The organism is Parapedobacter tibetensis (assembly GCF_024704835.1).
GTDB classification, from domain to species: domain Bacteria; phylum Bacteroidota; class Bacteroidia; order Sphingobacteriales; family Sphingobacteriaceae; genus Parapedobacter; species Parapedobacter tibetensis.
Genome location: NZ_JAMXBE010000013.1, coordinates 41,223 through 55,452 on the forward strand (window position 1 = coordinate 41,223; position 14,230 = coordinate 55,452).

A 14,230-nucleotide genomic window follows, 5' to 3' on the forward strand; every position below is an offset into this window, starting at 1 on the left:
GATTAAAAGTCCAACATAATTCCCAACGCATAGCGTCGAGGTCTCGGTGTACTGGCGTTATCTTGGCTAAGCAAGTATATATCGTTTGACAGGGATACTTCCGGATCCAGCCCCGTGTAGTTTGTCCAGGTGTATAAATCTTGCACCGTCATGAACACATCGAAGCGCTCGATGCCGTGCCGTTGCAAGAAAGTTTTCGGTAGCGAATAACGCAGTGAGAGATTTTTGAGGCGTACAAACGAAGCATCTTCCACAAACCGGTCGGATCCGAGGTAGTTGTATCCTAATCCATAGAGCGCTCGTGGAATCTCAGTCTGATCGCCTTCATGCCGCCAGCGCCGCAGCACGGCCAAGCTTTGGTTGCCAGCCCCACGCATATTCTCTGTATTCATGCGGGCACTATTGACAACCTTATTGCCAAACCGGCCATGGAAAAACGAGGTGAGCATGAAGTTCTTGTACCGCACGGTTACACCACCGCCACTGGTGAATAGGGGCATGGCATTACCCAAGTACACGATGTCATACTGATCAATCACCCCATCACCATTGATGTCGGCATATTTGGCATCACCCGGATAAGCCTTGCGCGGTCCGTTGGCCATGAAAACCGGCTCGCCGTTAATGTTGTAAATGAGGTTGCCCTGCGCATCCCGCGCATAGGTATCATCCACATTTTGGTATACACCCAAATAGCGGTAGCCGTAAAACGATCCTACCGGATTGCCTTCGACGATCCGATGGGCGTATTTTCCATTATCGAATTCATAGTTTTCAAACTGCTTATTATCCGGCAATTCCACTACCTCATTGCGGTTGCGCGAGAGGTTAAAACTCAGCTGCACACGCCAGTCGGTCTGCTTGACCACATCATAGTTGAGGATGAATTCCCAACCACGGTTGTACAACACACCGGAGTTGTAGAATTTCATGGTACCAAAACCTGTAGAGCTGGGCAGGGTCACGTCTTTTTGTAGTAGGTCTGTGGTCTTGCGATCATATACATCAACGGTGACAAAAAGCCGATTGTCGAACATGGCCAGGTCCAGACCCACGTTGGATTGCGTAATGGTTTCCCACTTTAGGTTCTCCAGTTGGATCCGCGTGGGGTTGATGGCTGTCATGTCCATGTATCCCGGGGTGATGGGTTGGAACACACCGAGGTACGGCCAGGCCCCGTCCGGTGCATTGCCACTGCGCCCCCAGCTGTAGCGCAACTTGGCTAGCTGGAATATGCCCAAACGCTGCATGAAGGCCTCGTCGCCGAACTGCCAAGCAGCACCTAAAGAAGGAAAGCCTGCCCAACGGTGTTGGCGTCCCAAACTGGAGTTGGCTTCCCAGCGGTATCCCCCGTTCACGATGTACTTGCTCTTGAAAGCATAGAAGAAATTAGAAATCGCACCGATGTTCCGTCTGAGTGTATTGCCAGATTCCATTTCCACCACCGACCCGCCTGCAGTGGGATCGGACAATCCAGAGGAGGCATTCCCCGCGGTTTCACTCACATAAGCAAACTCACGCGCCTCGTTGGTCTGGAGGAGCGCACTCGCAATGAAATTATGGTCGTCATTTACCGTCTTGTTATAGATAAATTTATTTTCCGTATTGAGGTAGAGATCATCAGAGAGCATGTCTGAGCCCCGGTTGAAATAATTGTGCACCCAAGATACGCCGGTAACGGACTGGGGTAGGAATTTCCGGTTTTTATTGGATCGGGTATCAAAACCCACTGTCCCCGTATATTGCAAGCCGGGGACCACGTCGTACATCAAGCGGAAGATCACCCGGGCGTTTTCACCGAGGGAATTGTTGACGGACTCATTGACCATCGCCACGGGGTTGTATATCTTGTTTTTGGGATCATCCGCTTCGAACGTCCCTTGGAAATTGAGGCGGGGAGTAAAGTACTCAGGGGTCCAGCGCCCGTCGGGGCCGATCACATAAGGGCTCATGTTGGACATGCGGGTCATGGCAATATCGCGGGGGGTTCTTAATTTATCTTCTGACCAAGAGCTACTCCGGTCACTCCGCGAATAGGACATATCGGCCACCACTTGCAGGCGATTAGAGAAGCGGTAGTTAACGCTTAAGAGCGCATTATAGCGATTGAAATCCGTGCCGATGGTGGTACCCACCTCATTGAGGTAACCGAGTGACAGGCGGTAGGTGGCTTTGTCACCTCCACCGCTCATAGAGAGCGAGTTGTCTACGAAATAGCCCATTTGGGTTACCTCGTCTACCCATTTCGTATTTCGATTGTACTCATCGAAATATATCCAATTCGGGTTGAAATTAATTTCATTGGTATTATAGAGCAAGTTGGTATAGGTTTCGCCGCCTTGGTAACCGAGGTCATTCACGGTATTCCACACCCCATCTTGGATTAAGCTCACGTATTGTGAGCCATCAAGCAAGGGGATGGTGCCGGGTTCGCGCTTCATGTCCAGCTTGCTGGAAAAAGAAAAGCGTGTCTTGCCCTGCTTACCCCGTTTCGTGGTAAAGACCAGTACACCATTGGCGCCCTTCGAGCCCCAGATGGCAGTGGCTGCGGCATCCTTGAGCACTTCAATGGATTCAATATCGTTTGGCGAGATATTGACCAAGGAACCGAAGTCCTCGTCATTGGCCGTTGCAAAGTCAAAACCTGACTGGATGTTCGTGGGATAGGGTACCCCATCTACCACGATGAGCGGCTCCGAATTAGCGTTTAGCGATGAGGTACCTCGTATGCGGATAGAACTTCTTGAGCCGGGATCGGCTCCAGCCACGATGTCTACATTGGCCATCCGACCTTGGATGCCCGACTCAATGGAAGTAAAAGGCATCAACTCCACTTCTTCCATATTGAAGCGCTCCGTGGCCGATACTTGGTCGCGGTACGATATACCCAAGCTATTGATTTGTTTGGGTCGCGCCCTTCCCTCTACGGTCACTTCCTCAATCTGCTGATCTGCCAGATGGAGCATGACATTCAGGGTGGTTTGGCCTTGATAAGGTATGCGCTGGCTTTGGAAACCAAGGCACGAAAACACGATGGTGAGGTTTGATTGGCCGGGCACTTCAATGCGGAAGAGGCCATTGGCATCTGTGGGCGAACCGTTCAGGTTGCGTCGGTCTTGGTTTTCAATGTAAACCGTAGCCCCGGCCAACGCATTACCCACCTGATCTGAGATCTTTCCCCGCAAGATATTGGATTGCTGTGCGCTGGACCACATGGCCCAAAGCAACAAGCATCCCAGTAAAAAACATTTTTCTTTCATTCGTATGTTGTTTAAACAGCTTAAACCGGTCTTTTTATTAGTTCAATGACAGCAGCCTATCTATCTGATAGATGGCCCCATCATTGAAGGTCTTGGGAAACTCACTCACCACCTGGGCCACTTGCCCTGTGGCATCGCGCAGCTGCAATGTGGCCCCTTGATCCGTCAATGTGAGTCGCGAGCGCATACCTCCAGCCAGGTGGGCGGTACGCCATTCGCCCTGCACTCCGAACCCCGGAAAGGGATAATCGCTGAGGGAGTTTTCATTGATGGGCACAAAATAGTATTTAAGGTACTCGGCCAGCTCAGTGTTGTCTTCTGGAATAATGCCTCCCATCGTCAACGCTTCACGGATGGCCTCGTTGCTCGGTGCAAAGAGCAGGAAACGCTCACCCAACAAGAATGACAATTCCGAACCAGACGGGAGTAAGCCAGCCCGATTGAGCAGCATGGCAAACTCCGAAAATTCTTGCAAGGGACTCGTGGCGGTGGTGGCACCGCCAATCATGAATTTGATGCTCCCCGGCTCGCGCAGCAAAGCGGCATCTGTGGCATACACGAGGCCGTTTGTCCAGCTGCCCGGAATTTGCCGTACCGGAAAAAACATACCGTTGTTGTAGGATGCCGATGAAGCCACGCCATCTTGGGTCACATACAGGTAGTTAAATGGATTGCGCGTACGAAACACTTGCTTACCTGCAAACTGGGTGATACGGCCGGAAGCGATGTGGTTGGAGACAAATTGGTTCATGGCAGACTGGCTCATCGGTACGCGGATACCTTCTGAATTCTCCACCTCCACAGCCTCATCACCATAGCGCAAGGGATGGCCTTCATTCCAGAACAAATAACTATCGCCATACAGGGTGTTCAGGATGACCTCGTCTTCGGGCACAAATAGGGTATATTCCACCACGTCGCTCATCAATGGCTGGATGATATTGGCGTTGGCCGCCATGTGCAAGAACATCTTGTAGTCGGGATTTTGCAGCAATGGCCCAGTGACACTGTAAAACATGTTAGGCACGATGACCTTATTCAAGCCATAATATACACCATTGGTGCCGATACCCTTGGTAGCCACTTCGGTATAGGGATCAAACGTGATGGGGTTTCCATACGAGCTGGTGATCTTGTTGCCTTGAGCAATTTCATCCGGAAATACCACGTTGCCTTGATATACGTGGTTATTGAGCAGCAGGGAGAGCGGAAGGAATCCCACATCGTCTATGGATGGATAGTAGCTGCTCCAATAGGCTTCGAAGAATTGGCTGAGCGCTTGGTTATTGGGGGCAAATACATTGAACGCCTTATAGGATAACTCACCCAAGTTGGCATAATCCGGCTGACCATCCTCTCCATTATATGACCATTCCGAGGCAATTTGTGGCAATGCGCCGTGGCGCACGATGAACAGCGAATCGGCTAGGCCGCTGTATTGTGCACTGGTAGGAGCATCATACCAAAACTCGATGAAGCGATCGTATATCTTCATGAACGTTGAATAATCCTGCTCATCGCTCAATAGTTTATGCACGGTCTCCAAAGGTTCCAATACACGGTCAATGAGATACACATAACCATTATCGGTGGCAATCGCATATTCCTCCACATAGGCATCTGAAATGTGAAATTCGCTGGCACCTGCATTCCAGGTACTCTGAGGGTAAAAATACTCGTAGTTGCGCTTCGCATCGATTCCCTTGGTCGAAAATAGCGTTGAAGAGATTACCGGCAAAAACCGCTCTTTGTGATATACCGTGCGGTTGAGTTGGCTCACTGGGTCGCGCCATACGGATACGGTATCCTGGCTCCGGGTGCGATGTTTGTAGTGCAGTCCGGCATTAGCAGGTATCGCATTGTCAACCCCTTGCGGTTGATAGTTCGAAAACTTGGCTCGGTCATAGGCATAGTACACTAGGTGGAAGCCTATCAATTTACGCAATTGAGCTATTGGCATCCCCTCTACGGACGCAATGTCATGCGCCTGAAAATATTGCTGCATGGCTTGGTCATTGGGTGCCATCACCGTGGCGATGACCTTGCCTGTGAGTACATTTTTATAACCGGCACGTTCCGCGGCTTCCAGAAAAATCTCGAAATTCCCCCGTGCTTCGAGTACCTCCCAAGCATTTCCCCGCAACCATTCCGGCCGTTCATAATGCTCTTCCCATGGTTGTTTCTGACATTGGCAGAAAACCGAGAAAATCAAACAAGCCCATATAAGACTAATAATAGGTTTATGCATAATTTGTCAATTGGTTATGATTTATAATAGCTCTCAGTCAAACAAACGTTGGCATTTTAGAAAACGAATGTGGATTTAAGTTTAAGGAAACTAGATACATCTGCATACCCAGATTCCGGCAATTTAAGTCATTGGTCAATCCTTCTTAAGGATTATCATCCAAACAAGTTCTTACGACATGATTAGTTGCAAAAAGTGGAGTGATCTATAAAAGTTGGTCGTTTCATTTAAATTATGTAATTGGTCATTAAATTGGTTTATGCTGTCAAAATTAGAAAAGGTAAATCCCATTGGCATCCTGATGCATCCTGCTGCCAAAGGAGGCTAGCTTAAAAAAAGCCGCCTAGCTATTCATTAAGGCTGATTTTAACTATAGGTTAAACTACGCAATCGTTTCCGGTCGCAGGTCTTACGGAGCAATTATTCATCGCATTTGAAGACAAATGCGCTCGAAGTCCTATATTTTCCCCCTTGAGCTGCACAAAAAAGCCAAGCTGGTTTTTTGTTCTCCAGCAATAGCATGGGCCGTTCCAATCGTCCATAGCGTTTTAAATGAGCAGGTGCAGGAGGTTCATCCACATAAGCTGATAGTGATTTATAGGCTATTTGGGGTTCAGACCAATTAATCCCATTGGGAGAAGACATGATAATGCCCACATCATGATTGAATACCCCCATATCTCGCGCTATCATATAAAAGACACCACCTTCCCGCCATACAAAGGCATCTTCAAACTGCCTATTATCGCCTTTGCTTGAAAAATCAATTACCGGATTGTGTTCATATTTATGATAGGGGCCATCAGCGGAATTGCTGAAAGCAACGCCGTATTTGCGATTGCCGCGGATGGCAGGGTCTGTGTAATGCTCGTATTCATAGGTGTTCCAGGATTTATAATAAAGGGAAAATGTTCCATCTTCGTTTTCGACAAAAGCGGGATTGGTGGTGCAATGGTCGTCCCAAGCACCTTCAGCCCCAACATCCAACAAGGGTATGTCTTTTCGCTTCCATGGACCGTATAGCGAATCGGCAGTAGCTAGGCCTATCCTTTTGGTATTGGTTTTTCCATTGGCATTGCCCATGTAGAAAAGGAAATACTGGTCTCCCACCCGCTTAATGAGCGGATTATGACAGGTGGTTGCATCCCAATAACCGGCACCCCTAGGTGTCAAGACCGGCCCAACTAATTGGAAGGTGCTCATGGGATTATCCGCCACTGCATGTGCAATTTCGCAACCATTTATCCAGCCACTCATACCCCGCTTTGCATCCCATCGGGAAAAAAATACATGCGTCTTCCCATCGTCACCGATAATCGGACTATTGCACCATACGTAATATCCTTCCATTTCGAGGGCGCGACCTACGGGCACTAGCTTACGGCTAAAATCTGATTCAGGTAAATGCTCCTCCATACCTCTCCTAGATGTAGCAGCCCCTAAGGGCAGCCCCACGGCCATCATGGACAAGCCAGCAATGAACTGCCGTCTATCGATACCCCTATACTTAGTCGGTTCCATCACTTGTCTTTCTCCGCTAGTTTCCTTTTCAATTTGACAATTTCTATTCCCGCATCAATCACCGAACCCACTCCGTGTTTTTCATTTGGACGGGCGGGGCGGGTGTAGTAAAAACGCAAATTATCTGCAATTCCCGTACCTACGCAAATATCGTTCACCTGCCCATCCTCCGTAATGAAATGTTGCTTCATGCCTTCCCACCCTACCAAGGCCACAGAAGCATAATGCGCATCAAGCCAGCCTTCGTTTACGGCTTTGGCAAACCCCTGTACAAACATGGCTGTGGCCGAAGCTTCCGCATAAGAATCAGGTTTGTCGATTAACTGATGCCAAAGCCCTTCAGCGTCTTGGTAGCGGGCTAGACCGATCAATTGCTTCTGTAGATTAGCAATGACATCTTGCCGATTTGGGTGATCTTTGGGTAACTTGTCCAACAAATGCAGCTGAGCCACCACCAACCAGCCATTGCTGCGCCCCCAATGGGCTACACCGTTTTGTTTGTTGGTTGAATAGTAACAGTGGTAATAAAGCCCTTTGCCTCCATGCCACAGGTATTTATCAAAATTCAATAGTTGGTTGATCGCATCATCGAAATACCTTCCATTGCCGGTAAATTGGGCCATCCTTGCCAAAAAGGGCACACTCATGTACAGATCATCCGCCCATAAGGTTTTATCAACCGGGAACGTACGTACCAACGTACCATCGGATAACCTGGCTTGGCCATCGCTCAGTCGTTTAATACCATTTTCCAAATATACTTTATATTCCTGGCGGGGTGTATGTTGATACACGTCGAGGATACTTGCACTCATAGCACCAAAGTCATCCAATTCCTCCATCGTCCAAAGTTGGCCAAAAGGAAAACGGTGATGAGGGCGGTCATGTTTGAAGATACGTTGAAAATAGGCGTAATTGTCAAACCCGAAAAGCACATGGTCTTGTGCATACTTGGCATATTTCTCTTCTCCCGTGAAATCATAGAGGTTGAGCATAGCCATGTTGATTACACCATTTGTATAATGCCAGGCACCGTATGAGGACTTGAAATCAACTTCCACATCCTTGGGGATATCGGAGGTTTTGGTATAGGTGTTACCGGTTTTGTCGGCAAAGGCGAATTCCGCTTTGCCTAAAATGTAATCCGCCACTTTTTTAACGATTACTTCATCCTCACTTGGGGTTACTTCTTGGGAATAGGACAAATGCCATCCCATTACAAGCATCAAGATTAAATAGCACTTATTCATATATTAGTTTAGTTTCAGGTATTCTTTCAACGGATTTTGAACCAAAGACGCAATGGTCTCAGCCACGGTTTTTGCATTCATTCTCGCCCCTGTTTCATTGGTATGGGTATGGTCAGCTTCTGTAAAGTATGCCTGCACCTTTGCGGAGCCCATCCCATTGTATTTTGTAACAATACGTTCATGCAGATCTATGTAATACGCATCCTGTTGTTCAGCTATCTGCTTGGCCCATTGCGGATAACTTTCCGTGCTGGTAGCTACCGTGCCTCCCTTCCAATTATTACGCGGTATTGGCGAGCATATGTACACCGTTGCACCTTTGGATTTTGCCTCCTGCACAAAGGCAGCTAGGTACCGGCCATAGGTATAAACCGTTTCCTGTTGCCGAGTGATGGGATTGTATATTTCCTTGGCTTCTTCGTCGGCACCCATCTGGTCGTACTTATCCGCCGTGCGCTTATTTAGGTCTATGAAATGAACTTTCTCTTGCTTGGCTTCATCACCGGTGCCCCGGAGCACCCCCCGGTACCCTGCCCTTGTGGTATCGGGTTCGCTACCCTCATTATGCCCAAATTGGATGAGCACATAGTCGCCCTTATGCAATAAGGAGCATACTTTTGCCCAACGGCCTTCTTTGATAAAAGTGCGTGTACTGCGTCCCGCCATGGCGTTGTTATCTACCCGAACACGGGAAGTATCTAAATAATCTGCCAGGTGACTCCCCCACCCCTGTTGCACTTCATGGGTATTGCGCACGGTAGAGTCACCGATGATGTATACGGTTGGCCGGGGCGGCTGCATGGATAACAACGGGAATATTATACAGGCCCATAAGATATATTTTCTCTTCATCAGTTATCCAAAAACTGCACGGAGCTATCGTTGATTTCGTATTTAAATCCGTCTAGCAGGCGATAAATCTCTGCCCCTGCAAGCAAAGCAGGACCATAACCGTGGGCGGCATACTTATTGACTGGTCGATGGTAGTAGAATGCCGGGTCAAAGCCCATCCCGGTACCCACACAGGTCCCCTCCACTTGTCCTTCTTCATTGACCATCGTGCTTACCGCATTCCAGGCCTGTAAAGCCATTGGGCCGTAGGCTTTGGCATCCAACCAGCCGTTATTAATGCCATGAGCAATACAGTATGCGTATATGGCCGTAGCCGATGTTTCCAGGTACGTATCGTTTCGGTCAAGCAATTGATGCCAGAAACCGGTGCCGTGTTGCAATACAGCCAGCCCACCAACGTGTGCCCTGTACTGCGCCAACAATTTTTCACGGGCAGGATGGTCTTCCGGAAGCACTCGCAGGATTTCGACCTTGGTTAACAAGGCCCAACCATTCGCCCGGGCCCAATGAAATACAGGATGGGGCTCCATATCCTGTACCCACCCATGCATATACAGTCCTTTATCTTGCACAAACATCCGATCGGCAAACAACCAAAACTGCCGTAATGCTTCATCAAAATAGCGACTTTCGCCAGTCAATTTTCCCATTTGCACGAGCGCAGGAAGGCTCATGTAAAGGTCGTCAAGCCAAAGCGTATTGGGCTGAGGCCTGTTGCGCGCCAAGGTGCCGTCCGTAAGCCTAAACTCTTTATTAAGAATATAATCCACATAATTGTCAATGATTGGACGTATGTCTTTTTGAATCACCCCAGACTGTTGCGTTTTGATGATGGCCGCACACATTGCGCCTGCATCATCGAGGGCCCTTGGATGGGTAACCGAATGTACGGGGCTTCTGAAGTTGGAGGATGTTGCCTCGAAATTCCGGTATGCCTGTACTACGTCGGCAATAAAATTTACCCGTTTTTGTGTGTACTCCTGATAGCGCTGGTCGCCCGTCGCTTCCGATGCCAACAACATGGCCCCGTAGGTGACTCCCCACTCATAGCTAATCAGGCGGAAGTTGCCCTGCTCAAAGCGGGTATTGGTATCAATATCAGCTAGATTATCCACTGGTGTATTGGTATCGGCATCGACCAACGCCACAGGGGTGGCCTCATCTAAATAGGCATGTACCCGATCGAGCACCACCTTCACGGCGTCCTTATCTGTTTGTCCATAAAACACTGAGTAATCGGGTTGTAGCAGATGTAGGGGGGTATTCACGTCGTTGGCAGTCTCTTGTTGTTTGCCCGGCTCCTTGCAGGAATATACCGAAAGAGAAAGTGCCGTATAAAAAAACGCTTTGCTAATTAACTGTATTTTCAACATTTTACTATGAATATAACTGGTTTAATATGTCTGCTAAACTACGAATCTTTCAATTGTCGACCATCATGGTGTATCCTGTTTTTTTCATTAATTGGTGTCCTAAATAGCTGTATCCATAGGAGCCTTTAAGGTGATCCAATAAAGGCCAAACACTGCATGGCTGCAAGCCCCCATTGGGCTGCCGCGTTGGTGGAGACAGGAGCTTCCATTACGGGAGCGAGGACATCGGGGGGTATGACGATATGGGTAGTCGGCATGGCCACGGGCATGCCCGCCCCAGCAGCATAAAATTCAGCCCATGCCCGTTGCCCCAACTCCTTATCTGACAATTTCCTGGCTGCATACGCGGTGAGCTTACTGTGCCCCTGTGCAAGGTTGAGCTTACCCAATGGTTTACCCAGTTCTTCCTGTTGCAGCGTTTCTGACGCGTTGTACAAACGGCAATACTGTAGCCAAGCAGCGCTGAACTCGGGGATATCGAAATTTTCAATCAATTCCGTACAGATTTCTGGAAGGCCAAAAGCGGCACTAAGATGTGATACAGAGATCCGCTCCGAATCAGCCCTTGAAAATTCCCCCGTCTCCAAGTCCATAAGCGCAACACCGGTAAAAAAACCACGGGGTTGCGCGGCAATGGTACGCATGCTATTTTCCAGCCGAGCCCGCATACGCTTGTCGGCCGTACGTTCCCATTCGGTAAACCACGCCGCAGCAAGAGCTCCCCAATCGGTACCAAAGCCAATGCTTGCATAGCCTTCCTTATCGGCAGCCCGTTGCCCGATTTTGCGACCCGGCACGATGCGCCTGACGGTTGCTGCGGCATCCAATTGCTCCCGCATCAAGTCCCCTATTCGTTCATCGGCTGTTAGGTAGTAGTAAAACCGTCGGTTGGCCACAGTGCTAATACGTAGCTGTTTGGCACTGCAACCCCAATGTTGCACATTATGTCTGGAGCCCAAGGGACTGAAGGGACCAATATGATGTACATCCACCTCTCCGGTATGCCGAGTCATCGCCTCGGCCATCCGGAACACATCGTATCTCCCTGTCCGTAAGAAATAGTACCATAGCCATAAATCTGTTGATAGCTCGGAATTGTCCCAAGCAAAGCCTCCCACATCATAGCGCCACATATGCCGGTCTCGGTCATAGCTATGCATCACGTCTCCGTAATTCCAGAAACCATACCACTTGTGCTGTTCTATTTGTGTCTTATAATACTCAATGTAGAACGCGAGCTGCTCTTCGATGGCCTGTTCCGTGGCATCTTGTTGATTGACCGGAGAGAACGCCCCTCCAAAAATACCGGTATCGTGATAATACGCTGGTTGACAAACCAACAAAGGGGGCTCATTGATTTGTGCGGCCAGCGCGGTTAAGTCTGCCGCCGCAGGGGTATGATCCAAGGCCCAAAGTTCCATTTCGCTGGTGCGCGCCACCCCATGAGGAGTGCCGAAGCCGGGCTCATAATCTTCATAATTGATATCGAGCGCGTCCAGCTGTTTTTGATGTGTATCCTGCCCCATGCCATCATGGTAAAAGCGCAGATCCATCGGCTGGGCATCCGGCGCCCAAAGCCATAAGGTTACTTGGGCTTGCTCCGTTTCCGCGTGCCGGATATCCAGTTGTGCCGGGAAACTCTTCCAGAAATTCCGGATACCAAAAGCAACCCCTCCGGACGGCCCGCCCAAGTAACCTACGCCGGCCGCACGCTGGCCAAAAGCCGACTGCAGCCAGGCGTGGCCTTTTTTGGTGCGCTTTCTAATTTCAAAACCTTCGGGATTTGGCTGCAATAAGGTGTAGTCGCCAAATGTAGCGATGTAATGTATATTCTTTTTAACCGAAGGATGGAAATCTTCTTCGGGCGGGGTTGCCTTGCCGGCCACCTGTGCGTCCCGCACCGATTTTCCTGGATCCCTTCGAAGCCCCGTGAGTCCTTTGACTGCCTCGCCAAATACGCCTTCATCGGCGCCGCAGAAGCGGACATGCCTGTTGTACAGTTCATCGGTCAGTGGCATGGTAAACCGTAACCCCAATCCGCTGATGAAATCCTGCTGCTCGTCTGCGTCATAGACGATACTATGTACCACACGCATCGATTCCCCAGCGGCATATATATAAAACCGAACAACAAAAGGCAGCAGTTGCCTGCCTTCTGCTGACTGATGACTGCCTGTAACTTTGATAACGGCACGTATGGGTCCGCGCTGCTCTACCTCCACTTGGGCGATTTCGCTGATAAAATCCTGCGCGACCATGGGCATTCCTTGCTCCGGATCGGAGCTATTGCGTACATTTAGCACCAATTGGCCCTCCTTGGCCAACACCTTGTTGCCCCTGCGTATTTCAGCTATCAATGCATCGCCGTTCTTGTTGAACCGGAAAGAAGCTTTACCGGTATCAACAGTAACATGCTGGTCCTCATCAACAACAACCAACTGTGGGTCGAGGGCTCGATTAGCGCCCTTAGGTTGTGTGGTCAGCAAAAGTTGGTCGCCGATATATGTTGCTGCAGGCACAGCGTGGGCTGTCCATTTCAGCGAACCGTCGGGCCAACGGGCCGTCACCCAACTTTGCAGGGTGACACTTGACAAGTCATTTTCCTGTAAATTCAATTTATCGACATTGAACAATTCACCTTGTTGCCAAGGCACTCCCCAGGTCAATCCCATGGGCATCGTGGGCTTATGGTTTCCCATCCATTGCAGGGGTACCCCGCGTCCATTGTCCTTTTCCGTGGCTAGCCACGGCAGGGAGTGGTATAAAGGAAAAGCGGAAGCAAGTGCGAATGATTGCTTGACAAAGGTTCTTCTATTCAGTCTGTTTTTATCAGCCATATTTCAATTCAAATTATTTTTTTATCATTATTTTGTTCATTTTAGCAGCATGCGTTTATATCATATTATCCCAGCATTGCTATCGATTTCAACGGCCTTATCGTCGTACCAATCACCCCAGCAGTCGGCACGGGAAACAACAGATTCTCAAGAGACCCGGCAACTCCTGTTCGAAGAGCAATTTGACAAACTGGACAGCACCAAGTGGGTGATGGAAATCGCACCCGCTCCAGCGTCTTCCGTATACGTAAAGGATGGAAAATTGTGGATGGACACTTATGGTGGGGTAACGGTTTGGTTAAACCACCAACTGGAAGGGAATATCGAAATCGAGTACGAACGTACGGTGGTACTAGACAGCGGAGCCAATGACCGAGTATCGGACTTAAACCAATTCTGGATGGCCACCGATCCAAATCGTGATTCATTATTTTCCCGCTCGGGTATATTTGAAGAATATGATTCATTATCACTTTATTATGTGGGTATGGGTGGCAATACCAATACCACTACGCGTTTTCGGAAGTACGAAGGCACGGGTGAGAAGCCCTTGCTTTACGAGCGGGATGACCAACTGCTTGAAGCAAACCGTACTTATCATATACGTACCGTTGTAAAGGATGGCACCACTTCCTTTTGGGTGGACGGCGAATTGGTATTCAGCCATGAAGACCCCGAACCGCTTACCAAGGGCTACTTCGGTTTTCGCTCCACATATTCCCGGCATTCCATCGATGCATTGAAAATCTATCAAATCGAATAAATATGTGGTGTGATCTAATAATTCCCGCAGCGGATCCGCATCCCACCATACTATAAAATTGGAGGGGTTTGGTGTTTCCAAATAGATTTCCTCTCGGGTATACAGGGGTATCCTCCGTGCCTTAAT

Annotated in this window: 8 protein-coding genes; 1 reads left to right on the plus strand and 7 read right to left on the minus strand. The window is 49.1% G+C overall.

Features of this window, described 5'->3' with window-relative positions:
* Positions 1 to 2 precede the first annotated feature (2 nt).
* The 7 genes from NF543_RS18605 to NF543_RS18635 all read right to left on the minus strand — a co-directional run bounded on the left by NF543_RS18605 (position 3) and on the right by NF543_RS18635 (position 13,341).
* Positions 3 to 3,260 carry a SusC/RagA family TonB-linked outer membrane protein gene (locus tag NF543_RS18605; protein WP_257669691.1) on the minus strand — a complete coding sequence of 1,086 codons (3,258 nt, stop codon included), beginning with the start codon at positions 3,258 to 3,260 and terminating at the stop codon, positions 3 to 5.
* Between the two features lie 37 nt (positions 3,261 to 3,297).
* On the minus strand, positions 3,298 to 5,508 hold the full coding sequence (locus NF543_RS18610; protein WP_257669692.1) for a fasciclin domain-containing protein: 2,211 nt from the start codon (positions 5,506 to 5,508) through the stop codon (positions 3,298 to 3,300).
* A 420-nt stretch (positions 5,509 to 5,928) separates the two neighbouring features.
* Positions 5,929 to 7,029 (minus strand): glycoside hydrolase family protein, encoded by a 1,101-nt coding sequence (locus NF543_RS18615; protein ID WP_257669693.1) that lies wholly within the window; start codon positions 7,027 to 7,029, stop codon positions 5,929 to 5,931.
* Positions 7,029 to 8,279, minus strand: coding sequence for a glycoside hydrolase family 88/105 protein (locus NF543_RS18620; protein WP_257669694.1), 1,251 nt, complete (start codon positions 8,277 to 8,279; stop codon positions 7,029 to 7,031). Before NF543_RS18620 ends, NF543_RS18615 begins: the two co-directional genes overlap by 1 nt.
* Positions 8,280 to 8,282: 3 nt before the next feature.
* Entirely contained in the window at positions 8,283 to 9,131 is an 849-nt protein-coding gene (locus tag NF543_RS18625) for a rhamnogalacturonan acetylesterase (RefSeq protein ID WP_257669695.1), read from the minus strand.
* Positions 9,131 to 10,504: a glycoside hydrolase family 88/105 protein gene (locus tag NF543_RS18630; protein ID WP_257669696.1), complete on the minus strand. Its 1,374-nt coding sequence runs from the start codon at positions 10,502 to 10,504 to the stop codon at positions 9,131 to 9,133. Before NF543_RS18630 ends, NF543_RS18625 begins: the two co-directional genes overlap by 1 nt.
* 125 nt (positions 10,505 to 10,629) lie before the next feature.
* Positions 10,630 to 13,341, minus strand: coding sequence for an exo-rhamnogalacturonan lyase family protein (locus NF543_RS18635; protein ID WP_257669697.1), 2,712 nt, complete (start codon positions 13,339 to 13,341; stop codon positions 10,630 to 10,632).
* Between the two features lie 49 nt (positions 13,342 to 13,390).
* Between NF543_RS18635 and NF543_RS18640 the strand changes: the two genes are divergently transcribed.
* The gene (locus NF543_RS18640) at positions 13,391 to 14,104 is read left to right on the plus strand and encodes a DUF6250 domain-containing protein (RefSeq protein ID WP_257669698.1); all 714 of its coding nucleotides are present in this window, start codon (positions 13,391 to 13,393) and stop codon (positions 14,102 to 14,104) included.
* Positions 14,105 to 14,230: the final 126 nt, after the last annotated feature.

Excerpts from the sequence above, each read along its gene's own strand:
- NF543_RS18630 (WP_257669696.1), bottom strand. The coding sequence starts at position 10,504 with ATGTTGAAAATACAGTTAATTAGCAAAGCGTTTTTTTATACGGCACTT.
- NF543_RS18625 (WP_257669695.1), bottom strand. The coding sequence starts at position 9,131 with ATGAAGAGAAAATATATCTTATGGGCCTGTATAATATTCCCGTTGTTA.
- NF543_RS18620 (WP_257669694.1), bottom strand. The coding sequence starts at position 8,279 with ATGAATAAGTGCTATTTAATCTTGATGCTTGTAATGGGATGGCATTTG.
- NF543_RS18610 (WP_257669692.1), bottom strand. The coding sequence starts at position 5,508 with ATGCATAAACCTATTATTAGTCTTATATGGGCTTGTTTGATTTTCTCG.
- NF543_RS18615 (WP_257669693.1), bottom strand. The coding sequence starts at position 7,029 with ATGGAACCGACTAAGTATAGGGGTATCGATAGACGGCAGTTCATTGCT.
- NF543_RS18605 (WP_257669691.1), bottom strand. The coding sequence starts at position 3,260 with ATGAAAGAAAAATGTTTTTTACTGGGATGCTTGTTGCTTTGGGCCATG.
- NF543_RS18640 (WP_257669698.1), top strand. The coding sequence starts at position 13,391 with ATGCGTTTATATCATATTATCCCAGCATTGCTATCGATTTCAACGGCC.
- NF543_RS18635 (WP_257669697.1), bottom strand. The coding sequence starts at position 13,341 with ATGGCTGATAAAAACAGACTGAATAGAAGAACCTTTGTCAAGCAATCA.